Origin of the sequence: Streptococcus sp. ST16 (genome assembly GCF_046098135.1) — a bacterium.
In the GTDB taxonomy this organism is placed as follows: Bacteria; Bacillota; Bacilli; order Lactobacillales; family Streptococcaceae; genus Streptococcus.
In genome coordinates, this window is the sequence record NZ_JBJUSE010000007.1 from 1 (window position 1) to 26,263 (window position 26,263).

General features: G+C 39.0%; 28 protein-coding genes. 23 read left to right on the forward strand and 5 right to left on the reverse strand.

Translation table 11 applies throughout. The annotated features are described in order from the left end of the window. Nucleotides 1–111 precede the first annotated feature (111 nt). On the reverse strand, nt 112–1,203 hold the full coding sequence (gene recF / locus ACIY14_RS05670) for a DNA replication/repair protein RecF (RefSeq protein ID WP_409001862.1): 1,092 nt from the start codon (nt 1,201–1,203) through the stop codon (nt 112–114). Nucleotides 1,204–1,205: 2 nt separating this feature from the next. After that, nucleotides 1,206–1,574 (reverse strand): S4 domain-containing protein YaaA, encoded by a 369-nt coding sequence (gene yaaA, locus ACIY14_RS05675; protein WP_409001863.1) that lies wholly within the window; start codon nt 1,572–1,574, stop codon nt 1,206–1,208. A 160-nt stretch (nt 1,575–1,734) separates the two neighbouring features. Between yaaA and yfmF the strand changes: the two genes are divergently transcribed. The 12 genes from yfmF to tsf all read left to right on the forward strand — a co-directional run bounded on the left by yfmF (nt 1,735) and on the right by tsf (nt 12,933). Further along, nucleotides 1,735–2,985 (forward strand): EF-P 5-aminopentanol modification-associated protein YfmF, encoded by a 1,251-nt coding sequence (yfmF, locus tag ACIY14_RS05680; RefSeq protein WP_409001864.1) that lies wholly within the window; start codon nt 1,735–1,737, stop codon nt 2,983–2,985. After that, nucleotides 2,982–4,265 (forward strand): EF-P 5-aminopentanol modification-associated protein YfmH, encoded by a 1,284-nt coding sequence (gene yfmH / locus ACIY14_RS05685; protein WP_409001865.1) that lies wholly within the window; start codon nt 2,982–2,984, stop codon nt 4,263–4,265. The genes yfmF and yfmH overlap by 4 nt, the downstream gene beginning before the upstream one ends. Nucleotides 4,266–4,301: 36 nt before the next feature. Next, nucleotides 4,302–5,123, forward strand: coding sequence for a cytoskeleton protein RodZ (gene rodZ / locus ACIY14_RS05690; RefSeq protein WP_409001866.1), 822 nt, complete (start codon nt 4,302–4,304; stop codon nt 5,121–5,123). Between the two features lie 10 nt (nt 5,124–5,133). Next, on the forward strand, nt 5,134–5,679 hold the full coding sequence (gene pgsA / locus ACIY14_RS05695; protein ID WP_409001867.1) for a CDP-diacylglycerol--glycerol-3-phosphate 3-phosphatidyltransferase: 546 nt from the start codon (nt 5,134–5,136) through the stop codon (nt 5,677–5,679). Beyond that, nucleotides 5,676–6,503, forward strand: a complete 828-nt coding sequence (locus ACIY14_RS05700; protein ID WP_409001868.1) for an energy-coupling factor ABC transporter ATP-binding protein — start codon at nt 5,676–5,678, stop codon at nt 6,501–6,503. The genes pgsA and ACIY14_RS05700 overlap by 4 nt, the downstream gene beginning before the upstream one ends. Continuing rightward, nucleotides 6,488–7,327: an energy-coupling factor transporter ATPase gene (locus ACIY14_RS05705; RefSeq protein WP_409001869.1), complete on the forward strand. Its 840-nt coding sequence runs from the start codon at nt 6,488–6,490 to the stop codon at nt 7,325–7,327. The genes ACIY14_RS05700 and ACIY14_RS05705 overlap by 16 nt, the downstream gene beginning before the upstream one ends. Then, complete coding sequence (locus ACIY14_RS05710; protein ID WP_409001870.1) at nt 7,320–8,114, forward strand: energy-coupling factor transporter transmembrane component T family protein; 795 nt, start codon at nt 7,320–7,322, stop codon at nt 8,112–8,114. Before ACIY14_RS05705 ends, ACIY14_RS05710 begins: the two co-directional genes overlap by 8 nt. Before the next feature lie 60 nt (nt 8,115–8,174). Then, nucleotides 8,175–8,990 carry a rod shape-determining protein MreC gene (gene mreC, locus ACIY14_RS05715; protein WP_409001871.1) on the forward strand — a complete coding sequence of 272 codons (816 nt, stop codon included), beginning with the start codon at nt 8,175–8,177 and terminating at the stop codon, nt 8,988–8,990. 2 nt (nt 8,991–8,992) lie between these two features. Then, nucleotides 8,993–9,487, forward strand: a complete 495-nt coding sequence (gene mreD, locus ACIY14_RS05720; protein ID WP_409001872.1) for a rod shape-determining protein MreD — start codon at nt 8,993–8,995, stop codon at nt 9,485–9,487. A 93-nt stretch (nt 9,488–9,580) separates the two neighbouring features. Then, nucleotides 9,581–10,810 carry a peptidoglycan hydrolase PcsB gene (pcsB, locus tag ACIY14_RS05725; RefSeq protein WP_409001873.1) on the forward strand — a complete coding sequence of 410 codons (1,230 nt, stop codon included), beginning with the start codon at nt 9,581–9,583 and terminating at the stop codon, nt 10,808–10,810. A 224-nt stretch (nt 10,811–11,034) separates the two neighbouring features. Further along, nucleotides 11,035–11,814, forward strand: a complete 780-nt coding sequence (gene rpsB / locus ACIY14_RS05730) for a 30S ribosomal protein S2 (RefSeq protein ID WP_000268477.1) — start codon at nt 11,035–11,037, stop codon at nt 11,812–11,814. 78 nt (nt 11,815–11,892) lie between these two features. Next, nucleotides 11,893–12,933 (forward strand): translation elongation factor Ts, encoded by a 1,041-nt coding sequence (gene tsf, locus ACIY14_RS05735; RefSeq protein WP_000808089.1) that lies wholly within the window; start codon nt 11,893–11,895, stop codon nt 12,931–12,933. 265 nt (nt 12,934–13,198) lie between these two features. On the opposite strand, the gene cysK is transcribed toward tsf, so the two are convergent. The 3 genes from cysK to ACIY14_RS05750 form a co-directional block, all read right to left on the reverse strand. Continuing rightward, nucleotides 13,199–14,125, reverse strand: coding sequence for a cysteine synthase A (cysK, locus tag ACIY14_RS05740; protein ID WP_409001874.1), 927 nt, complete (start codon nt 14,123–14,125; stop codon nt 13,199–13,201). A 96-nt stretch (nt 14,126–14,221) separates the two neighbouring features. Next, nucleotides 14,222–14,665, reverse strand: a complete 444-nt coding sequence (locus tag ACIY14_RS05745; protein WP_409001875.1) for a PH domain-containing protein — start codon at nt 14,663–14,665, stop codon at nt 14,222–14,224. Nucleotides 14,666–14,680: 15 nt separating this feature from the next. Further along, the gene (locus ACIY14_RS05750) at nt 14,681–15,316 is read right to left on the reverse strand and encodes a YigZ family protein (protein ID WP_409001876.1); all 636 of its coding nucleotides are present in this window, start codon (nt 15,314–15,316) and stop codon (nt 14,681–14,683) included. 56 nt (nt 15,317–15,372) lie between these two features. On the opposite strand from ACIY14_RS05750, the gene ACIY14_RS05755 reads away from it, so the two are divergent. From ACIY14_RS05755 to ACIY14_RS05805, 11 genes are all read left to right on the forward strand, one after another. Then, nucleotides 15,373–16,671, forward strand: a complete 1,299-nt coding sequence (locus tag ACIY14_RS05755; protein ID WP_409001877.1) for a DEAD/DEAH box helicase — start codon at nt 15,373–15,375, stop codon at nt 16,669–16,671. Beyond that, on the forward strand, nt 16,668–17,330 hold the full coding sequence (locus ACIY14_RS05760) for a ComF family protein (protein ID WP_409001878.1): 663 nt from the start codon (nt 16,668–16,670) through the stop codon (nt 17,328–17,330). The genes ACIY14_RS05755 and ACIY14_RS05760 overlap by 4 nt, the downstream gene beginning before the upstream one ends. 79 nt (nt 17,331–17,409) lie before the next feature. Next, nucleotides 17,410–17,964 (forward strand): ribosome hibernation-promoting factor, HPF/YfiA family, encoded by a 555-nt coding sequence (gene hpf / locus ACIY14_RS05765; protein WP_409001879.1) that lies wholly within the window; start codon nt 17,410–17,412, stop codon nt 17,962–17,964. Between the two features lie 239 nt (nt 17,965–18,203). Continuing rightward, nucleotides 18,204–19,412, forward strand: coding sequence for an acyl-CoA dehydrogenase family protein (locus ACIY14_RS05770; RefSeq protein WP_409001880.1), 1,209 nt, complete (start codon nt 18,204–18,206; stop codon nt 19,410–19,412). 80 nt (nt 19,413–19,492) lie between these two features. After that, nucleotides 19,493–20,341 (forward strand): 3-hydroxybutyryl-CoA dehydrogenase, encoded by an 849-nt coding sequence (locus tag ACIY14_RS05775; protein ID WP_409001928.1) that lies wholly within the window; start codon nt 19,493–19,495, stop codon nt 20,339–20,341. 18 nt (nt 20,342–20,359) lie between these two features. Next, nucleotides 20,360–21,538 (forward strand): acetyl-CoA C-acetyltransferase, encoded by a 1,179-nt coding sequence (locus tag ACIY14_RS05780; RefSeq protein WP_409001881.1) that lies wholly within the window; start codon nt 20,360–20,362, stop codon nt 21,536–21,538. A 320-nt stretch (nt 21,539–21,858) separates the two neighbouring features. Next, complete coding sequence (locus ACIY14_RS05785; protein WP_125840548.1) at nt 21,859–22,638, forward strand: enoyl-CoA hydratase/isomerase family protein; 780 nt, start codon at nt 21,859–21,861, stop codon at nt 22,636–22,638. A 15-nt stretch (nt 22,639–22,653) separates the two neighbouring features. Then, nucleotides 22,654–23,376: a CoA transferase subunit A gene (locus ACIY14_RS05790; protein ID WP_409001882.1), complete on the forward strand. Its 723-nt coding sequence runs from the start codon at nt 22,654–22,656 to the stop codon at nt 23,374–23,376. Nucleotide 23,377: 1 nt separating this feature from the next. Continuing rightward, nucleotides 23,378–24,031: a 3-oxoacid CoA-transferase subunit B gene (locus ACIY14_RS05795; protein WP_000644733.1), complete on the forward strand. Its 654-nt coding sequence runs from the start codon at nt 23,378–23,380 to the stop codon at nt 24,029–24,031. A gap of 194 nt (nt 24,032–24,225) precedes the next feature. Next, on the forward strand, nt 24,226–25,134 hold the full coding sequence (locus ACIY14_RS05800; protein WP_409001883.1) for a LysR family transcriptional regulator: 909 nt from the start codon (nt 24,226–24,228) through the stop codon (nt 25,132–25,134). A gap of 15 nt (nt 25,135–25,149) precedes the next feature. Beyond that, nucleotides 25,150–26,262, forward strand: a complete 1,113-nt coding sequence (locus ACIY14_RS05805) for an acyl-CoA dehydrogenase family protein (protein ID WP_409001884.1) — start codon at nt 25,150–25,152, stop codon at nt 26,260–26,262. Nucleotide 26,263 lies beyond the last annotated feature (1 nt).

The window sequence follows — 26,263 nt, forward strand, 5'->3', positions numbered from 1 at the left end:
AAAGGACTTAGTCCTGTGCAATACAGAACTAAATCCTTCACTTAAATTATTTGTCTAACTTTTTGGGGTCAGTACAAAATTAGGGGTTCTTTTATTTACAACAGTGTCAATTTAATTTACAGATATCTGACCGTTTTGAATATTGAAAATACTAAGGTTTTCTGGCAAGTTTTGTAAGTGATCCAAACTTGTTGTTGTGATAAAGGTTTGGATAGATTGAGAAATGGTTTCTAGTAATTTTAGTTGCCGGGTGTTATCAAGTTCGCTCATAACATCATCAAGCAAGAGTATCGGAGACTCGTTGGTAATACTTTCCATTAGCTCAATCTCTGCTAGTTTGACAGAGAGAACAAGACTGCGATGTTGACCTTGACTTCCAAAACTAGCGTCCATACCATTGATGTAAAAGGTAATGTCATCTCGATGAGGGCCAACACCAGTATTCTTTTTAAACAAGTCTCTTGATCTACTTTTATCTAAAGCCATTTTAAAAGAATTCGTTAGCTGTTCTTCATCAGTGAAGTTGACAGATGATTGATAAAATATTGATAACTCTTCTAATTGATTTGAAATTTCTAAGTGTTTTTTTTGACCAAATTTCTCTAACTCTTTAATGAATTTTATCCGATGCTTTATGACGCGACAACCGTATTCTACTAACTGATCATCTAAGACTGACAGAAATGTTTCGTCAATCTTCTGGCTGGATTTTAGGTAAGTATTTCTTTGCTTGAGTATATGGTTATAGTTTGACAAGTCTGACAAGTAGATTGGTTTAATTTGTCCCAGTTCAATGTCTATAAATTTTCGACGAACAGAGGGCGCCCCTTTAATTAACTGGAGATCTTCAGGTGCAAAGAGGACCACATTCATATGTCCGATGTAGTCTGATAGGCGAGCTTGCTTTAAGTGATTGACTTTAGTCACACGCCCTTTTGGCGTTAAATCAATTTCTAGAGGGATAGAACCTGTTTTTTTCTGTAGCAAGCCAGAAAGATGGAGTTGCTCGTCATCAAAATGAATGAGATTTTTATCTGTACGAGTCCGATGACTACGTGTTAAGGCCAAGAAATAGATTGCTTCTAGAATATTGGTTTTTCCTTGTGCATTTTGACCTAGAAAGACGTTTAATTTTGGATTGAAATCAATTTTTGCCTCTTTGTAGTTTCGAAAAGTTTTAATTGTTAAATGTTGGAGCCACATGGTTATCTTCCTGGAAAACGTGGAATTTGTTTGGTTTTAGGCGATGAAGAAGTTTTTTGTTTTTCTTTCTTGACACCTTTATTCATCTCTTTGACAAGTTTAGCAATTCGCTCTTTCTCAATCTTATCTGCTTGATATTCTTCTTGCTCTTTTAAACTTGGTTGTGTCAAGGTGATGTCAAGCTTTGAATCAGGAATGTCAATCGTATCTCCAACACGAATTTTTTTCCCACGTCTATTTTCTAATTCACCATTAAAGTAAACTTGATGCTCCATTAGAAAGGATTTAATAGCACCGCCGCTTTGTATAATTCCAAGCTCTTTTAGGAGGGCTTGGAGCGTAATAAATTCTTCAAATAATTTGTATTCCATAATTCACCTCAATCTTTGGTATTATACCATATTTTCCTTGAAATAGCTGAAGGAAAGTTAGCTGAAATGAAAACGATTTTACTCTTTAAAGCTATAAAGAGAACAAGAAAAATTTTGATTTTCGTGGTATAATAGAACTCTATATGTAAGGAGGTAAGGTATGGAATTAGTGCCTGGAATTTCAGCACATTTTGTTCAATCCAAAAAGTTTAAAACAAATAAAATCACTATTCGTTTTACTGCTCCCTTATCTCTTGAGACGATAGCAGGACGCATGTTAAGTGCAAGTATGTTGGAAACGGCAAATCAAGTTTACCCAACATCACAAGTATTTCGCAGATACTTGGCAAGTTTATATGGAACTGATATTTCCACAAGTGCTTATCGTAGGGGACAGGCACATATTCTTGACTTAACGTTTACTTATGTGAGGGATGATTTTTTAAGTAAAAAGAATGTCTTGACTTCTCGAATTTTGGAATTGGTGAAACAGACTTTATTTGCTCCCTTAGCTCAAGATGGTGCTTTTGAGCCAGCCCTATTTGAAATTGAAAGAAAACAGTTGTTGGTTAGTTTAGCTACTGATATGGATGATTCATTTTATTTTGCTCATAAGGAGTTGGATAGCTTGTTTTTCCATGATGAGCGTCTTCAATTGAGATACAGTGATTTACGAAATAGCATTTCAAATGAGTATCCGGAAAGTAGCTACACTTGCTTTCAAGATGCTCTGAAAAATGATCGGATTGATTTCTTTTTCTTAGGTGATTTTAATGAAGTAGAAATTACAGAATCGCTGAAGTCATTGCCCTTTATAGCTAGAAAGAGTGATGTTGCCATCCAGTACCAGCAGTCTTATTCGAATGTTCTACAAGAAGGCATGGTTCAGAGAAATGTAGGACAATCTATTTTGGAAATGGGTTATCATTCTCCTGTAAAATATGGTGATGATCAGCATCTGCCTATGCTTGTTATGAATGGTTTGTTGGGTGAATTTGCACATTCGAAACTTTTTACAAACGTTCGTGAGAATGCTGGGATAGCCTATACGGTCTCTAGTCAATTGGATTTGTTTAGTGGCTTGTTAAGAATGTATGCAGGTATCGATAGAGGAGATCGGAATCAAGCTAGAAAAATGATGAATCATCAATTGCTAGATATGAAAAAGGGCAACTTTACAGATTTTGAACTTGAACAAACCAAGGAGATGATTCGAAGATCTTTATTGATTGCTCAAGATAATCAACAGACCCTGGTTGAAAGAGCCTATTTGAATGCTCTATTTGGAAAATCAAGCTTTGATATTGATCGATTGGTGGCAAAATTAGAGAGTGTTGATAAAGAAGCGGTATGTAAAGTTGCCAACAGTTTGAAGTTACAAGCGATTTACTTTATGGAAGGAGTAGAATGACAAAGATTACTTTTGAAGAAAAATACTATCCTGCTGTAAAGGAAACAATCTACAAAACACAATTGTCAAATGGATTGACAGTTTCTTTACTCCCTAAACAAGATTTCAATGAGGTTTATGGGATTGTAACGGTTCAATTTGGTTCCGTAGATGCAACTTATACAAGTTTAGACAAAGGTTTACGTCATCATCCAGCAGGAATTGCACATTTTCTTGAACATAGATTGTTTGAAAGAGAAAATTCTGAGGATATGATGGCAGCTTTTACTCGATTAGGTGCAGACAGCAATGCCTTTACAAGCTTTACTAAGACCAGTTATCTTTTTTCAACAATTGACCATTTATTAGAAAATTTAGATTTGCTTGATGAGTTAGTCGGAGATGCTCATTTTACAGAAGAGTCTGTTTTGAGAGAACAGGATATTATCCAGCAAGAACGAGAAATGTATCAAGACGATCCAGACTCACGCTTGTTTTTTGCAACATTAGCCAACCTTTATCCTGATACTCCTTTAGCAACAGATATTGTTGGAAGTGAAAAATCAATTTCTGAGATTCAAGTTTCAAATTTAAAAGAGAACTTTACAGACTTTTACAAGCCTGTCAACATGTCACTGTTTTTAGTTGGGAATATTGATGTGGAAGTTGTTGAGGAATACTTTTCGAAAAAGGAAAAGAAGACTTTAGAACAGTTTACAGTTACAAAAGAGAAACTACCCTTGGAGACTGTGAAGCAAACAGATAGCCTTCGGATGGAAGTTTCTTCACCCAAACTTGCTGTTGCGATTAGAGGTAATGGGCAAATAACAGAAGCTGAGTCCTATCGTTATAATATTTTATTGAAATTGCTATTTACGATGATGTTTGGTTGGACTTCTGACCGTTTTCAAAGGTTATATGAGACTGGGAAGTTAGATGCGTCATTGTCACTTGAGGTTGAAGTCAACAGTCGCTTTCATTTTGTGATATTGACGATGGATACCAAAGAGCCTGTTTCTCTGTCGCATCAATTTCGTAAAGCGATTCGTCAGTTTAGTAATGACGCGGATATTACCGAGGAACATTTAGATCTTGTTAAGAGTGAGATGTTTGGGGAGTTTTTCAGCAGTATGAACTCCTTGGAGTTTATTGCAACTCAGTACGATCCGATGGATCGCGGAGAAACAATTTTTGATTTTCCGAAAATTTTACAGGAAATTACTTTGGAAGATGTTCTTGAAGCTGGACATCGTTTGATTGATAATGGTGATCTAGTTGATTTTACAATTTTTCCAGCCTAAATAAGGCAAGAACACTAGAAAGAAGGAATGGTACGTATGAGAAAAAAAACAATTGGCGAGGTTCTACGTTTAGCTAGAATTAACCAGGGATTGAGTCTGGAAGAATTACAGGAAAAAACTGAAATTCAGTTGAACTTTCTAGAAGCTATGGAGGCAGATGATTTTGATCAACTTCCTAGTACCTTCTATGCTCGTTCTTTTTTAAGAAAATATGCCTGGGCAGTAGAGTTGGATGAGAGAATTGTCTTGGATGCCTATGATTCGGGTAGTATGATTACTTATGAAGAGGTCGATGTTGATGAAGAAGACTTGTCTGATCGCAGACGATCAAATAAGAAAAAAACGTCTTATCTCCCCTTGTTTTATTTCGTTCTATTTGCTTTGTCAATTTTAATTTTTGTCACTTACTATGTTTGGAACTATATCCAAACTCAGCCAAGTCCGTCTTCAACTAATTATAGTGTTGTGAACTCAACTAGTTCCACAACCTCAACTAGTTCATCTTCTAGTAGTCAGACGTCTAGCTCACCTTCTACTACGGAATCAACTATTACAGTGTCAGGCGAAGGAAATCGCATTGAAGCTCTCTATAAAACGAGTAAGGAAACCGCTACGGTTCAACTGACGGTTTTAGATGCAACTAGCTGGGTTAGTGTTTCGGGAAGTGAGTTGGAAGGTGGTGTGACACTATCCGCAGACAATAAGAACGCAAAAACAACAGTTTCGACGAAAGAACCTGTGACCATTACTTTGGGTGTAGTGAAGGGAGTTTCTTTAACTGTGGACAATCAAACAATCGATACCTCAAAACTGACGACCCAGACTGGAACTGTAACACTTACATTCACGACAGATTAAGGAAGAACCAATGAAAAAAGAACAAATTCCTAATGTATTAACTATTGGTAGAATTCTCTTTATACCTCTCTTTATTCTTATTTTGACTTTGGGCCATTCACAAGGCAGTCATTTGCTAGCAGCAGTCATCTTTGCAGTTGCTAGTATAACGGATTATCTCGATGGCTACCTTGCTCGTAAATGGAATGTAGTCAGCAACTTTGGAAAGTTTGCTGATCCGATGGCCGATAAGCTGTTGGTTATGTCAGCTTTTATCATGTTGATTGAGTTAGGTATGGCTCCGGCTTGGGTTGTTGCTATTATCATCTGTCGTGAACTTGCGGTGACAGGCTTGCGCTTGTTACTTGTTGAGACGGGAGGGACAGTTCTAGCGGCAGCTATGCCAGGGAAAATCAAGACCTTTAGTCAGATGTTTGCGATTATCTTTTTGCTCTTACATTGGAATTTAATTGGTCAGCTGTTGCTTTATATCGCTTTGTTTTTCACTATCTACTCTGGCTATGATTATTTCAAGGGTAGCGCTCATGTATTCAAAGGGACATTTGGTTCGAAATGAAAGCGATTATTGAAGTAAAAGATCTGTCTTTTCGTTACAAGGAAGATCAGGATCATTATGATGTTAATAATGTCTCGTTTCACGTGAAACGGGGAGAATGGCTTTCGATTGTAGGTCATAATGGGAGTGGAAAATCGACAACTATCCGTTTGATTGATGGATTGCTTGAAGCAGAGTCTGGGGAAATCTGGATAGATGGGCAATTGCTGTCCCCTGAGAATGTTTGGGACTTACGCCGTCAAATTGGTATGGTTTTTCAAAATCCAGATAACCAATTTGTGGGGGCGACTGTTGAAGATGATGTCGCCTTTGGATTAGAAAATCAGGGGCTTCCTCGAGAAGAAATGAAGAAGAGAGTGGCTGAATCTTTGGAGTTGGTAGGTATGCTGGACTTTAAGAAGAGAGAACCAGCTCGTTTATCTGGCGGCCAAAAACAACGGGTGGCCATTGCAGGAGTTGTTGCCCTGAGGCCAGCTATTTTGATTTTGGACGAGGCTACAAGTATGTTGGATCCTGAGGGGCGCAGAGAACTAATTCAAACAGTTCAAGAGATTCGAAAAGACTATCAGATGACAGTTGTCTCCATTACGCATGACTTGGAAGAAGTTGCAATGAGTGACCGTGTCTTGGTCATGAAAAAAGGTCAAGTGGAGTCAACCAGCAGCCCAAGAGAACTTTTTTCTCGGGATGACCTTGACCAGATAGGCTTAGATGATCCCTTTACGAATCAATTGAAAGAATCTCTGAGAGAGACTGGCTATCAGTTGCCGGATGGCTATTTGACAGAAGGAGAGCTAGAGGACAAGTTATGGGAATTACTCTAGAAAATGTGAGCTTTACCTATCAAGAGGGGACTCCCCTATCTTCATCAGCCTTGACCGATGTTTCTTTGATGATTGAGGATGGCTCCTATACAGCTTTGATAGGACATACAGGTAGTGGGAAATCGACGATTTTACAGCTTTTAAATGGCCTATTGCTTCCAAGTAAGGGTTCTGTTCGAGTTTTCGATACCGTCATTACCCCTACATCAACAAATAAAGAAATTCGCCAGATTCGAAAGCAAGTTGGTCTAGTGTTTCAATTTGCTGAAAATCAGATTTTTGAAGAGACTGTTTTGAAAGATGTTGCATTTGGACCGCAAAATTTTGGAGTTTCTGAGGAAGAGGCCAAGAAAATTGCGCGTGAAAAGTTAGCCTTGGTAGGTATCGATGAGTCACTCTTTGAGCGCAGTCCTTTTGAACTTTCGGGCGGCCAAATGAGACGTGTGGCTATAGCAGGTATGCTGGCCATGGAGCCAACTGTCTTGGTTTTGGATGAGCCGACAGCAGGGCTAGATCCTTTGGGCAGAAAAGAATTGATGACCTTGTTTAAAGAACTCCACCTTGCTGGAATGACAATCGTTCTGGTAACGCATTTGATGGATGATGTAGCAGCGTATGCTGATCAGGTCTATGTTATGGAAAAGGGGCGTTTGGTCAAAAGTGGCAAACCAAGTGATGTCTTCCAAGATGTAGCCTCTATGGAAAATGTACAGTTGGGTGTGCCTAAAATCACAGCCTTTTGTAAACGTTTGGCAGACAGAGGTGTAGCTTTTAAAAAACTGCCAATCAAGATAGAGGAGTTTAAGGAGTCGCTAAATGGATAGTATGATTTTAGGGCGTTATATACCAGGAGATTCCATCATTCATCGCTTGGATCCCCGTAGTAAATTGCTTGCCATGATCCTGCTGATTTTGATTGTGTTTTGGGCCAATAATCCCCTCGCCAATCTCATTCTTTTTGTAGCAACAGGTATATTTATCGCTTTGTCGGGCGTTTCCCTCTCATTTTTTGTTCAGGGATTAAAATCCATGTTTTTCTTGATTGCTTTTACGACTCTATTTCAACTCTTTTTCATTTCAAGTGGAACTGTCTTGTTTGAGTTTTCTTTTATAAGAATAACGGATTATGCTTTGCAACAAGCTGGGATTATTTTCTGTCGTTTTGTGTTGATTATTTTCTTTTCAACTTTGCTAACGTTAACGACCATGCCTTTAAGTTTGGCGGCTGCAGTTGAATCTCTTTTAGCGCCTCTGAAACGCGTGAAAGTTCCCGTTCATGAAATTGGTCTCATGTTATCAATGAGTTTGCGTTTTGTTCCAACCTTGATGGATGATACGACACGGATTATGAATGCTCAAAAAGCTCGTGGAGTTGACTTTGGCGAAGGTAGCATCGTTCAAAAAGTAAAGGCTATGATTCCAATTTTAATTCCTCTTTTTGCGACGAGCTTAAAGCGTGCAGATTCATTGGCAATTGCCATGGAAGCGCGTGGTTATCAGGGAGGAAAGGGTAGGAGTCAGTATAGACAGTTGAGATGGAGTCAAAAGGATACACTGGCAATTCTTGTGATTTTGGTGCTGGGATGTTTCTTATTTTTCTTAAAATCTTAGCGGATTTGTAGGATTGATAAGAAGCTCACTGTAGCAGATTTTTAGTATAAAGGTAGGAATATGAACCGTTTTAAAAAATCAAAATATCTAATCATCGTTTTTGTCACAGTTCTGGCAGTTTCTGTACTATTAGTGACAACCTATTCAAGCGCTATTGTGACGAAACTAGGAGATGGGATTTCCTTAGTAGATAGAATTGTTCAAAAACCTTTTCAGTGGTTTGATACTTTCAAATCAGATTTGGGACATTTGACGCAGACTTACAATGAAAACGAAAGTCTAAAAAAACAGCTCTATCAACTAGAGGTAGAATCTAATCAATCAGAAAGTTTAAAAAATGAAAATGAACAACTACGTCAGTTGCTGGATATGAAGTCAAAATTGCAGGCTACAAAAACCTTAGCAGCAGATGTAATTACGCGCTCACCGGTATTTTGGAAGCAAGAGTTAACGATAGATGCAGGAAGTTCAAAGGGTGCTTCTGAAAATATGTTGGCCATTGCAAATGGGGGCTTGATTGGCAGTGTTTCAAAAGTGGAGGATCATTCAACGACTGTCAACCTATTGACAAACACCGAAAATTCGGATAAAATTTCCGTTAAAATCTTGCATGGTTCTACTGAAATTTACGGAATTATCGTTGGTTATGACAAAGAAACCGAACTTCTTAAAATTAGTCAATTAAACAGTAACAGCGACATTAGTGCTGGAGATAGGGTGACTACAGGGGGGCTTGGAAACTTTAATGTTAAGGATATTCCTGTTGGAGAGGTTGTTGCGACAACTCATAGCAGTGATTATCTAACACGAGAGGTAACAGTAAAGTTAAGTGCTGATACTAAAGATCTTCATGTGGTAGAGTTAGTGGGGAATTAGCAATGAGACTGTTAAAACAAGTTGGTATTTTCTTTTTACTTCCTTTTCTTGTGCTAATTGATGCACATATTGGTCAATTAGTAGAATCCTTTTATCCACATTTTCACTTAGCCAGTCATTTCCTGTTTTTATTTCTCTTGTTTGAGACAATTGAGGTATCAGAATACTTCTATCTAGCTTATTGCTGTATAGCAGGTTTGGTGTACGATATCTATTTTTTCCACTTGATAGGAATTGCGACACTTTTATTTATCTTGATAGGTGCCTCACTTCACAAGTTTAATAGTGTGAGTTTGTTGAACCGTTGGACGAGAATGTTAACAATAGTTGTGATGAGCTTCCTATTTGATATGGGTAGTTATCTCCTGGCCCTTGCTATGGGACTGACAGTAGAATCAATGCCAGTTTTCATTGTCTACAGTCTTGTCCCATCAATGATTTTAAACTTTTTGTGGATGGTGATTTTCCAGTATATTTTTGAAAAATATTATCTATAAGAAAGAAATAAAAATGTAACAAAGGCGTAATATTTATTATGTCTTTTTTTGGTATACTAGTAATGTCTTAAATAGAAGGAGTATCTACACAATATGAAGAAAAAAATCTTAGCGTCACTTTTATTAAGTACAGTATTAGTGTCTCAAGTGGCAGTGTTAACAACTGTTCACGCTGAAACAACTGATGAAAAAATTGCTGCTCAAGATAGTAAGATTAGTGACTTGACGGCTCAACAAAAAGAAGCTCAAAAACAGGTAGATGAAATCCAAACGCAAGTTACAGCCATTCAAACACAGCAAACAAACTTGCAAGCTGAAAATGAAACACTACAAGCGGAATCTAAAAAACTTGAAGGAGAAATTACAGAGCTCTCTAAGAACATTGTTGCTCGTAATGAATCTTTGGAAAAACAAGCACGTAGCGCACAAACAAACGGTGCTGCAACTAGCTATATCAATACAATTGTAAATTCAAAATCAATTACAGAAGCCATTTCCCGTGTTGCGGCTATGAGCGAGATTGTATCGGCTAACAACAAAATGTTAGAGCAACAAAAAGCTGATAAAAAATCAATCTCAGAAAAACAAGTTGCAAATAATGAAGCAATCAATACTGTAATTGCGAACCAACAAACGCTTGCTGACGATGCACAAACATTGACAACAAAACAGGCGGAGTTAAAAGTTGCTGAGTTGAACCTTGCTGCAGAGAAAGCTACTGCAGAAGGCGAGAAAGCTACCTTATTGGAACAAAAAGCAGCAGCAGAGGCAGAAGCGAAAGCAGCAGCTGAAGCAGAGGCAGCTTATAAAGCACGTCAAACAAGTCAACAACAATCAGTTGTTGCTTCTGGAAACACAAGTTTCTCAGCTCAAGTGCAAGCAGCATCTACATCAACGTCAGCATCAGCATCTGACGACGAGGACTCAAGCTACACTCCAGCACCTACACCTACTCCGACTCCTACTAGACAACGTCCAACATACAGTACAAATGCTTCAAGTTATCCAACTGGTGAATGTACTTGGGGAGCTAAAACATTAGCACCTTGGGCTGGAGATTACTGGGGTAACGGAGCACAGTGGGCTACAAGTGCAGCTGCTGCAGGATTCCGTACAGGGTCAACACCACAAGTTGGTGCGATTGCATGTTGGAATGACGGTGGATATGGACACGTAGCGGTTGTTACAGCAGTTGATTCAACTACTCGTATTCAAGTATCAGAATCAAACTATGGTGGAGATCGTACAATCGGTAACAAACGTGGATGGTTCAATCCAACTACAACATCTGAAGGTTATGTTACTTACATCTATCCAAACTAATGAATGAAACGAAGAGGCTCGATTTGAGTCTCTTTTATTATTTTCTATCGAAAGCAAGACCGAAATCTATCAAAATCACTTGAAAATATCGCTAAAATGTGGTAGAATGAAACTTGTCGTGTAAACGATAATACTCATTCTTGATGAATTGTGAAACTGTTGCCCTCGGGTCGTTTTGCAAGTTGAAATCGAGAAGAGGAAAAAAACAAAAAGGAGAAATACTCATGGCAGTAATTTCAATGAAACAACTTCTTGAGGCTGGTGTACACTTTGGTCACCAAACTCGTCGCTGGAATCCTAAGATGGCTAAGTACATCTTCACTGAGCGTAACGGAATCCACGTTATCGACTTACAACAAACTGTAAAATACGCTGACCAAGCATACGACTTCATGCGTGATGCGGCAGCTAACGATGCAGTTGTATTGTTTGTTGGTACTAAGAAACAAGCTGCTGATGCTGTTAAGGAAGAAGCAGAACGTTCAGGTCAATACTACATCAACCACCGTTGGTTGGGTGGAACTCTTACTAACTGGGGAACTATCCAAAAACGTATCGCTCGTTTGAAAGAAATCAAACGTATGGAAGAAGAAGGAATCTTTGATGTTCTTCCTAAGAAAGAAGTTGCACTTCTTAACAAACAACGTGCACGTCTTGAAAAATTCTTGGGTGGTATCGAAGACATGCCTCGTATCCCAGATGTAATGTACGTAGTTGACCCACATAAAGAACAAATCGCTGTTAAAGAAGCTAAAAAATTGGGAATCCCAGTTGTAGCGATGGTTGACACAAACACTGATCCAGACGATATCGATGTAATCATCCCAGCTAACGATGACGCTATCCGCGCGGTTAAATTGATTACAGCTAAATTGGCTGACGCTATCATCGAAGGTCGTCAAGGTGAAGACGCGACAGCAGTTGAAGCTGAATTTGCAGCTTCAGAAGCTCAAGCTGACTCAATCGAAGAAATCGTTGAAGTTGTAGAAGGCGACAACGCTTAATTCAAATAAGTAATCATTACCTAGGAGGGCGGGGCTTAGCCCGGCTCTTCTATTTTTAAAAAATATAGGAGAATCAAAATGGCAGAAATTACAGCTAAACTTGTTAAAGAGTTGCGTGAAAAATCTGGTGCTGGTGTTATGGACGCTAAGAAAGCATTGGTTGAAGTTGAAGGTGATATCGAAAAAGCAATCGAATTGCTTCGCGAAAAAGGTATGGCTAAGGCAGCTAAGAAAGCTGACCGTGTTGCAGCTGAGGGTTTGACTGGTGTATTTGTTAACGGTAACGTTGCAGCAGTAGTTGAAGTAAATGCTGAAACTGACTTCGTTGCAAAAAATGCTCAATTCGTTGAGTTGGTAAATGCTACAGCTAAAGTAATTGCTGAAGGAAAACCAGCTAACAACGAAGAAGCTCTTGCCTTGACAATGCCTTCAGGTGAAACTCTTGAAGCAGCCTATGTATCTGCAACAGCTACAATCGGTGAAAAAATCTCATTCCGTCGTTTTGCTTTACTTGAAAAAACAGATGCACAACACTTTGGAGCATACCAACACAATGGTGGACGTATCGGTGTTATCTCTGTCATCGAAGGTGGAGATGAGGCACTTGCTAAACAAATCTCAATGCATATCGCTGCGATGAAACCAACAGTTCTTTCTTACAAAGAATTGGATGAGCAGTTCGTTAAAGATGAGTTGGCACAATTGAACCACGTGATTGACCAAGATAATGATAGCCGTGCAATGGTTGGTAAACCAGCTCTTCCACACTTGAAATATGGATCAAAAGCTCAATTGACTGATGAAGTGATTGCTCAAGCTGAAGAAGATATCAAAGCTGAATTGGTTGCAGAAGGCAAACCCGAAAAAATCTGGGACAAAATCATCCCAGGTAAAATGGATCGCTTCATGCTTGACAACACTAAAGTTGACCAAGCATACACACTTCTTGCACAAGTCTACATCATGGATGACAGCAAGACGGTTGAAGCTTACCTTGAATCAGTAAATGCTTCAGTAGTTGAGTTCGCTCGCTTTGAAGTGGGTGAAGGTATCGAAAAAGCTGCAAATGATTTTGAAGCTGAAGTTGCAGCTACAATGGCAGCAGCTTTGAATAACTAAAAAATCTGAGACAAATAGTTCTCAGCCATAAAAAAGCTAGAGATTTCCAATTGAGGAACTCTAGCTTTTTAATTTTGACTCCCTCTCTTATTGTATTTTAAGAGGTTGTTGGCCATGAGTATGAATAACATGTTAATTCTTGCTTGACGCTTACCTCTCAGATCACATCTCTTGTAACTCCAACAAGCCTTTATCTGCCCCAAAATTTTGTTTTAGAATGAGTATATAAAAAGCCCTTTAATAAGGGCTAAGTGCATTTAGGAGACTACACTTCAAATTCATAGAGTGCTGTAGACAAATAACGTTCGCCGTTATCTGGTGCTAAAGCAAGGACTTTCTTACCTGTACCTAATTTCTTAGCAACTTCAATTGCACCGTAAATCGCTGCAGCGGAAGAAATCCCAACAAGGAAGCCTTCTTTTCCACCAATTTCACGGCCAAGTGTGAGAGCATCGTCTGATGTTACACGGACGATACCATCATAGGCCTTTGTATCAAGTGTATCAGGAATAAATCCAGCTGAGATACCTTGAATTTTGTGAGGGCCAGGTTTTTCTCCAGACAGAATAGCTGACTCGTCTGCCTCAACTGCAAAAACTTGAATACTTGAATTTGCTGTTTTGAGCGCATGAGAAACACCTGAGATTGTTCCACCAGTTCCGACACCACCCACAAAGGCATCTAGTCCATCAGAACCGAAAGCAGCTAGTATTTCAGCTCCTGTTGTTCTTTCGTGTACTTCAGGATTAGCTGGATTATTAAATTGGAGCGGAAGGAAGCCATCACGTTCAGCTGCGATTTCTTGAGCTTTGGCGATAGCCCCTTTCATTCCCTCGCTACCAGGAGTAAGGACGAGTTCAGCACCATAAGCTTGGATGATCTTACGTCGTTCCACACTCATAGTTTCTGGCATAACGATAACAACTTTATATCCTTTAGCAGCACCAACCCAAGAAAGTCCGATTCCAGTATTCCCACTTGTTGCTTCAACAATAGTAGCACCGGGTTTTAGAATGCCATCTTGTTCCGCTTTTTCAATCATGCTAAGGGCAATACGGTCTTTTACTGACGATCCAGGGTTAAAAGCTTCAAGTTTTACATAAACATCTGCAGCACCCTCTGGAACGATATTGTTGAGTTTAACAATTGGAGTTTGACCGATTAGTTCAGTAATATTATTGTAGATAGTCATAGATATACCTCTTTGTATAAGATGATACTAGTATAACGTGCTCTAGGCTATTTGTAAAATATAGAAATCCTATCGAAGTGATAGGATTTTTTTATATCAAAGCTCTAAGCCATTAATTTTTAATCGATTGTGATAAGCCAATTCTAGTAAATAGGTATAAAGGGGAAGGATATCTGTTTTCTTAGGAAATTCAAATTTGTGGTAACTAAAATGCTCATTATGTGCTTTTAGAAAGACATTTTCTAAATAAGTGATTGTAATCTCACTATCGTCTATACCTGCTCCCGCAGTTTCCATTTCAACGTTAACAATGTTCATCAAAAAGAGTGACTTAACAGACATCTTGCGACCAGTAGCACCTTGCTTATCTGTAAAGATGATACGGATATTTGTAAAGATGATTGAATCACGAATAAGTTTATACCCGCTTTGAATTTCTTCGTTTTCTAGTAGGTATTGACCATATTCTTTGATAAGGGCTTCTTTGTTTTCCTCGCTAAAGTTTCCAGCAAGTCCTTGAATAAATTTTCCAAACGCCATGTATTTCTCTTTTATTTACACTAAGTTTACAGGAACTTCAACTTCTCGTAAACCTTGATCCGTTAAAGTAACCTTCCCATTAAAGAACTCAACAAGAGCAGCCTTGATATTTTCTTTCTCTTCTTTATCAACATAAATTATAGTATCAATTTGATCTGTAAAGTTTGTCTCGATTTCCGTGAGTTTATGTTCCCTAAGGAAATTGCCATATTCTTGATACTGAGCGTAAGACATCTGAATGGCTATACCAGCCTGCTCTTTGATTTCAATAATGCCTATTTCTTTGACAGCTAAGGCTACGCTTCCTGCATAAGCGCGGATCAAACCACCAGCTCCTAGTTTAATTCCCCCAAAGTAGCGTGTAACCACTACGCAGACATTCGTAAGATTATGATTTTCTAAGACGCCAAGCATAGGGACTCCAGCAGTACCACTGGGCTCACCATCATCACTCGTACGCTTAATCTCACTGCGTTCCCCTACAATAAAAGCAGAGCAGTTATGGGTGGCTTTGTAGTGTTCTTTTTTGATAGCAGTGATAAAGTCACGAGCCTCTTCTTCACTATAAACACGCTTTGCGTGACAGATAAAGCGTGATTTTTTGATTTCTTCTTGGACTTGCCCGTCCTCTTTAATTGTTCTAAATTCCATGATTTAATTGTACTAAAAAATTACCTAAAGCGCTATATTTTTACGAATATTAAAGTATGAAAGTAAATCCAAATTACCTCGGTCGCTTGTTTACTGAGAAAGAATTAACTGAAGAAGAACGACAGGTAGCAGTGAAACTGCCAGCAATGATAAAAGAGAAGGGGAAACTGTTTTGTCAACGTTGTAATAGTTCGATTCTAGAAGAATGGCATTTGCCTATAGGTGCTTACTATTGTAGGGAGTGTTTATTGATGAAGAGAGTCAGGAGTGATCAAGCTTTATACTATTTTCCGCAGGAAGATTTTCCTAAGCAAGATGTTCTCAAATGGCGTGGCCAGTTAACACCTTTTCAAGAGAAGGTGTCAGAGGGACTGATTCGAGCAGTAGAAAAGAAAGAGCCGACTTTAGTTCACGCTGTAACAGGAGCTGGAAAGACAGAGATGATTTATCAAGTTGTGGCCAAAGTGATTGATGAAGGTGGTGCAGTGTGTTTAGCAAGTCCTCGAATAGATGTTTGCTTGGAGTTATATAAGCGACTGCAGAATGACTTTGCTTGTGATATAGCACTACTTCATGGTGAGTCAGAACCCTATTTTCGAACACCACTAGTTGTTGCAACGACTCATCAGCTGTTAAAATTTTATCATGCTTTTGACTTGCTGATAGTGGATGAAGTAGATGCCTTCCCTTATGTTGACAACTTTGTTCTTTACTATGCTGTAAAGCGATGTGTAAAGGAGGAAGGGTTAAGGATATTCCTTACAGCGACTTCTACAGATGAGTTAGATAAGAAGGTCCGCACAGGAGAATTAAAACGATTGAGCTTGCCAAGACGGTTTCATGGAAATCCATTGATTATTCCAAAACCAGTTTGGTTATCGGACTTTAATTGCTATATAGAAAAGAGTCAGTTGTCTCCAAAGTTAAAATCCTACATTAAGAAGCAGAGAAGAACAAGTTATCCTTTGCTGATTTTTGCATCTGAGATTAAGAAAGGCGAAAAACTAAAAGAAATCTTGCAAGAGCAGTACCCAAATGAGAATATCGGCTTTGTGTCTTCTGTGACAGAAGACCGATTAGATCAGGTGCAAGCTTTTCGAGATGGAGAACTAACAATACTGATCAGTACGACAATATTGGAACGCGGGGTTACCTTCCCTTGTGTGGATGTTTTCGTAGTAGAAGCTAATCATCATCTCTTTACCAAGTCTAGTTTGATTCAGATTGGTGGGCGAGTTGGGCGTAGTATGGATAGACCGACTGGTGAATTGCTCTTCTTTCATGATGGGTTAAATGTTTCCATTAAAAAAGCAATTAAGGAAATTAAGCAGATGAACAAGGAGGCAGGTTTATGAACTGTTTATTATGTGGACAGACAACAAAGAATGCGTTGACTTTTAGTAACCTCTTGCTGTTTAAGAATGAGAACAACTATCTTTGTTCAGATTGTGAGTCTACTTTTGAGAAGATTGGTGAGGACTATTGCCCGAACTGTATGAAAACAGGTCTGTCAACCATTTGTCAAGATTGTAAACTTTGGTGTAAAGAAGAGATTCGAGTCGATCATAATGCAATCTTCACCTATAATCAAGCTATGAAAGGCTTCTTTAGTCGATATAAGTTTGATGGCGATTTTCTGCTTAGAAAAGTTTTTGCTTCCGTTCTTGCTGAGGAGCTGAAAAAGTATAGAGATTATCAATTTGTTGTAATTCCCCTAAGTCCTGAAAGATTGCTTGAGAGGGGATTTAACCAGGTTGAAGGATTGGTTGAGGCGGCAGGATTTTCTTTTCAAGATTTACTAGGGAAAAGGGAAGAAAAGGCTAGTTCTTCTAAGAATCGCTCAGAACGATTAGCTACTGAAATTCCATTTTTTATAAAAACTGAAGCCCCTCTTCCTAAGAAAATTTTGGTTATTGATGACATCTATACAACAGGTGCGACTGTCAATCGTGTGAAGCGTCTTTTTGAAGAAGCAGGATCTTTGGATGTTAAAACTTTTTCCCTTGTAAGATGAGGAAAAAATTTGCAAAATGAAAATGAAAGCGCTATAATATAGTTAGAAAAACAAAAATGTTTAGAAAGAAGGTACTTATATGATTAAATATAGTATCCGTGGTGAAAACCTAGAAGTAACAGAAGCGATTCGTGATTATGTAGTTTCTAAACTCGAAAAGATCGAAAAGTATTTCCAACCAGAGCAAGAGTTGGATGCACGTGTGAATTTGAAAGTTTACCGTGAGAAAACAGCAAAGGTTGAAGTAACAATTCCACTTGGATCTATTACTCTTCGTGCAGAAGATGTTTCTCAAGATATGTATGGTTCTATCGATCTTGTAACAGATAAAATTGAACGTCAGATTCGTAAAAATAAAACTAAAATCGAACGTAAAAATAAAAATAAAGTTGCAACAAGCCAACTCTTTACAGATGCCCTAGTTGAAGATGCAAATGTTGTGCAACCAAAAGTCGTTCGTTCAAAACAAATTGATTTGAAGCCAATGGATTTAGAAGAAGCGCTTCTTCAAATGGATTTGTTGGGACATGATTTCTTTATCTATGTAGACGTAGAAGATCAAACAACAAATGTTTTGTATCGTCGTGAAGATGGTGAAGTTGGTTTGCTCGAAGTAAAAGAATCACAAAATTGAAATAACTAATAAGAGTGGTTTACTGATTTGTAAACCACTTTTTCTTGTGCCTAAGTAAGTAGAAAAACGAGGAAGTCCTTGATTAAACAGTCAGAATCGGTCCCTATAATCTGAAGTTATAGGGGTGTTTATATTTATTAAGTAGACAAAATAATACCCTAAGGGATAGAATGGGGTTGTCAACAAATAGTGAACACAAAAATGTAAGCGCTATTATAACAAATAAAGGAGTCATCACTATGGCAACAAAAGAAGAAATTTTACGCGAACTATACCCTGAAGACCTTTTTCACTATGCGGATGGTCTTACTTTGGGAGAAGCAGAGGTTTTACAAGAAACTCGCCGTTTGATTGAGAAACATCTCCGTCCTGTTATTAATGAATATTGGGAAAAACCTGATTTTCCTTTTGAAGAATTCTATGCTGTGGCTAAGGGCGCTCAAATTATGAACAATCCGAAATTGTTTGAGGGACGTGAGGGTAGCTGGAAACCATCTGAACTTTATATTGCTTTCTTGTATCTTGAACTTGCTCGCTTCGATGCTTCTATGGCAACATTCTACACCGTTCATGGCGGACTTTGCTACAACACAATTCTCTTGGGTGGTGATGAGCGTCAACAAAAAGAATTTCTTCCAAAACTAGCTGCATTTGATTGGCAAGGTTGCTTCGCTTTAACTGAACCTCTTTCAGGTTCTGATATTGCTGGAGGACTTGCAACTACTGCAGAACGTGTTGGGGACAAGTGGATTCTAAACGGTGAGAAACGCTGGATTGGTGGTTCAGACACTGCAGACGTTGTTCCTGTATTTGCTCGTGATGTTGCGGATGGCAAGGTGAAATGCTTTATCGTTCGTAAGGGAGCTCCTGGATATCATGCAGAACCAATCCCACATAAGATTGCTCTTCGTTGTGTCCGCAATGGTCATATTACTATGAATAATGTAGAGGTTCCAGATTCAGACCGTTTGGTAAATATCAATGGTTTTGGTGATGTAGCCCGTATCTTGACCTTCACTCGTGCGGACGTTGCTCACATTGCTATGGGAGTAACTTGTGGATCATATGTTTCAGCACTTAAATATGCTAAAGATCGTGAACAGTTCAAACGTCCAATTGCCAAATTCCAAATTGTTCAAGAAAAATTGGCTCGTATGCAAGCAAATGCTGTAGCAGTTATTGCTTATTCAACTCGTATTGCTGAGATGCAAGAGAAAGGGAATGAATTGATGCTTAACTCTGCTCTTGCTAAGATGCACAATTCCTTGGTAATGCGCGAAACAGTTGCCCTTGCTCGTGAAACTTGCGGAGGTAATGGTATTACACTTGAAACAAACGTTGCACGTTTCTTTGCAGATGCTGAATCAATCTATACCTATGAAGGTTCACACGAAGTAAATGCCTTGATTGTTGGTCGTGAGATTACTGGATTAGGTGCCTTTGTTTAATGTCAGGAGGACGATTGAAGGATTTCTGTTCAATCGTTCTTGCTTCATGCAATGGATTTTTGTAAAATAAGAAGGAGAAAATAATGATATCTAAGGTGATGATTATTGGTTCTGGTCAAATGGGAAGCGGAATTGCTCAAGTATTTGCTCAGACTGGTTTTACAGTTTACTTAAACGATATTAAAGAAGAATTTGTTCAAAGAGGCTTGAATAATATCACGAAACAATTGGAACGTTCAGTTGAAAAAGGACGGATGTCTGCGGATGAGAAGGATCAGGTATTGGCCAATTTGCTTCCATCTGTTTCATATGAAGATGCGAAACAAGTCCAATTGGTGATTGAAGCTGCAACTGAGAATCGTGAGATTAAGTTGAATATTTTCAAACAATTGGATGAATTGACAGATCCTAAAACTATCTTAGCATCAAACACATCCTCTTTGTCAATCACGGATATAGCTGCTGCTACCAAACATCAGGAGCGCGTGATTGGAATGCACTTCTTTAATCCTGCCCCAATCATGAAACTTGTAGAGGTTATTAAGGCCTTGCAGACTTCAGAAGAAGTGGTTCAGGCGGTTCGTGAATTGACAGTGAAAATTGGTAAAACACCAGTTGATGTTAAAGATTCTTATGGTTTTGTTGTGAACAGAATTTTGATTCCTATGATCAATGAAGCCATTTACATTCTAGGTGAAGGAGTGGCTAGTGCCGAGGAAATCGATGAAGCGATGAAGCTTGGTGCAAATCATCCTATTGGACCTTTGGCTCTTGCCGACTTGATTGGATTGGATGTTTGTTTGGCCATTATGGGCGTCCTAAACCAAGGGTTTGGCGATCAAAAATACCGACCTGCTCCTCTTCTTAAGAAAATGGTCGAAGCAGGAAAATTGGGACGGAAGACAAAAGAAGGTTTCTTTACTTACTAGACACTGATGGAGGTAGTCATGAAAGACGTAGTTATTGTTTCGGCAGTGCGAACACCTTTAGGTTCCTTTGGCGGGAGCTTGAAGAATGTTTCTGCTGTTGATTTGGGATCTTTGGTAATTAAGAGTGCTTTGGAAAAAGCGAATATTAAACCAGAGCAGGTAGATGAAGTGATTATGGGGAATGTCCTAGGCGCAGGTTTAGGCCAAAACGTGGCTCGCCAAATGAGTATTCATGCTGGGCTTCCTGAATTTACTCCAGCCTTTACCATTAATAAGGTTTGTGGTTCCGGTTTGAAGGCAGTGCAGTTAGCTGCTCAAGCGATTCAGTGCGGAGATGCAGATATTGTCGTGGCTGGTGGTGCAGAAAATATGAGCCAGGCTCCATATGTTTTGCCAAGCTTCCGTTGGGGCGGCCGTATGGGAGATTCGAAAGTGGTAGATACCATGATTAAGGATGGGTTGTCTGATGCCTTTAACGAATACCATATGGGTATTACAGCTGAGAATGTGGCCGAAGAATATGGTATTAGTCGGGCTGATCAAGATGCGCTTGCTTTGGAATCACAAAAACGAGCAGTGGCGGCTATAGAATCTGGACGCTTTAAAGAAGAGATTGTTCCGGTGCTCATTCCTCAACGTAAAGGCGATCCTATCATCTTTGATACAGATGAATTTCCTAGAAAAGATGCTAGCTTGGAGAGTCTGTCTAAGCTACGTCCTGTTTTCAAAAAAGACGGTTCTGTTACAGCGGGAAATGCTTCAGGTATCAATGACGGAGCGGCGGCTGTCTTGGTCATGAGTGCTGAAAAAGCTGAAGAATTAGGACTTCCAGTCATTGCGCGCATTCGTTCGTATGCAAGTGCAGGTTTGGATCCTAAGATTATGGGTTGTGGACCGATTTATGCGACCCGTAAAGCTCTTGAAAAAGGTAATTTGACAGTTGATGATCTTGACTTGATCGAGTCAAATGAAGCCTTTGCTGCTCAGGCTTGTGCGGTTGGGAAAACACTTGGCTTTAACACAGATATTGTCAATGTCAATGGTGGCGCGATTGCTCTTGGTCACCCAATTGGGGCTTCAGGTTGCCGTATCCTAGTGACTCTGGTACATGAGATGATGAAACGTGATGCTAAAACTGGTTTAGCTACTCTCTGTATCGGAGGAGGGATGGGAACAGCCCTCATCGTTGAACGTTAGTTATTAGAAAACTGAACGTCATTTCCTCTTTTTCAATATTACGATTACAAAATGAGATTTTGATCCGATCTCATAGTTACATACCTTATCAAGTGTCTTTCTCTAAAAGGGCTTGATAAGGTATTTTTATTTTTTCTAAGATTTTAAGGATGGATTGGACAACCATATTCTATAAGCTGGACTTATAGGTCTATAAATAAAGATTAAGTAGACGGATGGGGAAAAAAGGTTTATGATGAAAATGTAAGCTCTTACATTTTGTGCTGGTATTTGTTGACGCTGTACCCTGTACTCAAAATAAATCAAGTAGGAGCAGAACAATGAGTAAAACTGTTTTATTAGAGGTTAAGAATGGTCTTGGCTATCTAACAATTAACCGTCCATCGGCTTTGAACGCTTTAAGTTCAGAAGTCTTAAAGGATTTGAATCTCGCTTTAGACCAGATTGAAGCAAGCGAGGACATTCGTGTTGTCATTGTGACCGGTCAAGGAGAGAAAGCATTTGTCGCGGGAGCAGACATTAAAGAGATGGACCAAATGTCTCCAATTCAGGCTCATGAATACATGACCTATGCGAACGACACCTTTACCCGCTTATCTGAATTGACTCAGCCAACTATTTCAGTATTGAATGGTTATGCTTTGGGAGGCGGTTTAGAATTAGCTCTTTCAACTGATATCCGAATCGGCTATGACAAGACAATGGTTGGCTTCCCTGAAGTCGGCTTGGGAATCATTCCTGGTTTTGCAGGTACCCAAAGAATGTCTCGTTTGATTGGTACTAGTAAAACAAAGGAATTAATTTTCACTGCTAGAATGGTTAAAGGACAAGAAGCATATGATCTTGGAATTCTTAACAAGTTGGTAGCGGCAGAAGAACTATTACCTGCGGCAGAAGAGCTGGCAGCAACGATTATGAAAAATGCACCGCTAGCAGTTGAAAAAGCTAAACATATTATCCAAGTTGGCTCAGAACTCCCTCTGAAAAATGCTATTCGTTTGGAAACAGAAGCGGAAGCTCTACTCTTCTCAACAGAAGATAAGGTAGAAGGAATGCGCGCTTTTGTTGAAAAACGCAAAGCTGTCTTTCAACGTAAATAAGAGAGGAGATAGGTTATGAAAGTTGTAACATTGTCTGAAGCTATTTCCTTGATTCATTCAGGAGATAAAGTTGGTATTTCTGGATTTCTTGGAGTGGGAGAACCATTTGAGTTAATTGAGGAACTAGTTCGTCAAAACCAGCAAGATTTGACCTTGGTGTCTGTTGTAACCTCTCAACCAGGTAAGGAAGTTGGAGTTGGTCGTCTTTGTGAAAATCATCAGGTTACAAAGTATATTGCAGCCCATGTAGGAACATCTGCTGCTGCTCAGCATGATTATTTCTCAGGAACCATGAAAGTGGAGTTCACTCCGATGGGAACTGTCGTAGAACGCTTACATGCTGCAGGTGCAGGTCTTGGAGCAGTTTTAACGCCAACAGGTGTAGGAACAATTCTTGAAGATGAGCACGAAAAAGTAACTCGAAATGGAAAAGAATATTTGATTTATGATCCATTGAAAATCGATGTTGCCTTGATTAAAGCTACTAAGGCGGATAAGTATGGCAACCTTTATCTAGATGGGACTACCAAAAACATCTCTCTTCAACTCGCTCTAGCGGCTGATACAGTCATTGTTGAGACAAACGAGTTGGTTGAAGTCGGGAAAATTGATCCAAATGATATTTACATCCCTGGTATCCTAGTTGACTATGTCGTTCAAGGATTGACCCCACAAGAACATCATCAGATGATGGGAGACTTGTGGACAGAGACAAAAAAACTGGCGGGGGTGAAATAAGATGAAAGCAAAAGAAATTATCGCAAGACGTGTAGCGCTTGAATTTAAAGATGGAGATGTGGTCAATCTTGGATTTGGGATTCCAAACGCTTCTGCTGATTATATTCCGGAAGGAGTAAATGTTATTTTGCAGGCAGAAAATGGCGCCCTTCGATTTGGAGAAACACCAACTAAAGACACCTATAATGCTAATTTAGCGAACTCTGGTGGAGCTCCTATCACATTGTTGCCCGGAGCAGCCTTGTTTGATCTACAAACTTCCTTTGCCATTATTCGTGGTGGACACGTGGATGCAACCGTTCTGGGAGCGCTAGAAGTCAGCCAAGATGGTAGCATTGCGAACTGGATTATCCCAGGGAAATTTGCTCCTGGTATGGGTGGCGCAATGGACTTATTGGTAGGTGCTAAGCGTGTAATCGGGGCTATTCAACACACAACTGCTGATGGGGAATCTAAGTTGTTGAAAGAATGTACCTTGCCACTTTCAGCTAAGGGAGTATTGGATCTCGTTATCACTGATTTAGCGGTGTTTGGTATTCAAGATGGTAAGTTCTTATTGAAAGAGTTGGCTCCTGGTGTGACATTAGAAGAAGTTCTTGAAAAAACAGCTGGGGAAGTCATTGTCTCAGAAGACCTAAAAACAATGCCGATTTAAGCAAAAAAAGAGCTATTTTCTACTTAGTGTGTTATGATATAAACTAGATAGTATTGTAAGCGCTTTATATACAACATTAAAATGAAGTATTCGAAATGTTATTTCGATAAAAAGTCAGTAGACAACTATCAAACACTAGAATAGTTGTCTAATTGACTTACTAAAATAGTGAAGGAAAGCTAGGTGATGGGTAAGTGGATATTATCCAAATGAACTATTTCATCAATATCATAGAATGCGGATGCAACCTTTCCATTGCTGCAAAGAAGATTCACATTAGTCAATCAGCCTTGAGTCAATTTGTGACAAATTTTGAAGCAGCTGAAGGGGTTCAATTATTCAATCGCAAGAATGGAAGATTAGAAAGTTTAACAGAGGCGGGACGCAAAATTTATCGTTATGCGACCGAGATTGTGAATCGACATGAAGAAATGCTTTCCATGATCCATATAGAAGCTCAAAAGCAAAAGGGCACCATTAATCTTGGTATTCCGTCCTTGATTTTACGAGTTTATTTTGCTAGTGCTTTGCCTCATTTTCTGAAAAATAATCCTCATATCCATATCCAGGTTACGGAAGGTGGAGGGAAGGAAATTCGTCAAAAAATGGTTGATGGAGATTTGAATCTCTCTATTCTGATAGAGCCTACGAGCCTGGATGCTAAAAAATATGAACAACATATCATTCAATTGGATGAATACGTTGCTTATATGGATAAGGATCATCCGCTGGCTCAGAAAAGCTTGTTGGAATGGTCTGATATTGCTGGTTATGAATTGGCAACCTTCAACAAAACATTTACGACTTATGATTTAGTGACAGAAAAACTTCGTTCACAACGAATTGAGGCTAAATTTGCTTATCTTTCCTCTACTTGGGACTTCCTAGTTGAATCAACTTATCAGACAGATTTGATTGCCCTTTTACCAAGGCCGGTTGAATATTTTGTGGACAAGAGTCGTTTTAAGGCAGTTAGATTCAAGGATCCTATTCCATTTAATATTTGGTTTTGTAGACCCTATAAAAACTCCTACAATGAAGTAGAGTCTTATATATATGAAGAATTGTTGAAAGATTATTATCAACCGTTTTCTGACAACTAAGCTGAGGTGAATGCGATGACCTATAATGACGTGCTGGCGCGAGAATTGAAGGCAGACGTGAAAGTGTTGATTCGGGACTATTTCAAGTCTCGTGAGGATGAACAACAGTTCCCTAGAGAATTGCTTTATCAGTTTATTGAGCGATTTGATATCTTTTCCTTGCTTTTAGATAGTCAAGATTCTGTTTTGAGAACCGAGTTTTTGACCTTTATTCGCTTGATTTCAAAAGATTTCCCTGCTTTTTCTGCTGTTCTGCTAACTCAGGCATGTTATGGTATCTATCCTATTTTACGATATGGAAGTCAGGAACAAAAATCGCGTTATGTAGAACCATTAGTAAGGGGAGAAATCTTAGCTGGCTTGGGATTTTCCGAAGGAAAATTGATGGAAAGCTTGGAGGTTATTGCAACAACCGCAAGGAAAACAGAGGCAGGTTGGTCTTTAACTGGGAAGAAGTCAATTGTATCAAATTGCCGCTATACGGATATTTTGTTAATCTTAGCCAAGGTTCAGGAAACTAACGGAGAAGATGGATATGGATTTTTCATTGTTGATACGACTCGACCGGGGGTTGCTTTTGGAGATGATATAGCAAAACCTGGTTTACAGGGTTTACCTGTGAATTCGGTAACTTTTGACCAGGTCATATTGCCAGAAGATAGTCTGCTAGGATTGACTTTAAATGGGGAAACTCAGTTAAATGATATTATCAAAAAATTACAGCTAGGATTAAGCGCAATCTCTATTGGTATCTCTGAGGGAGCTTTTGAAAAAGGTCTGGCTTTTGTAAAGGTCAAAAGAGGATTTGGGAAACGATTAATCGATGCGACAGTCTATCAACATCAATTTGCAGACTTGTATACTAAGCTGTGTGCAGCTGAATCTTACTTTGCCTCCTACAAGGATAGGATGAAGGCGGATTCTCTCTTTGTATCTCAGATAAAACTTTATACTACAAAAGTAGCAATTGAGATTTCTGAGGAAATTATTAGATTAATTGGACCTCTTGAAACCTTGGATGACATCCCTATAGACCGTTATCTAAAGGATGCCAAAACGATTGAAATCTATGGAAAATCTGGGGATTCGATTCGTAAAAGAATAGCAGCCCAATGGATAAAGGAGTAAA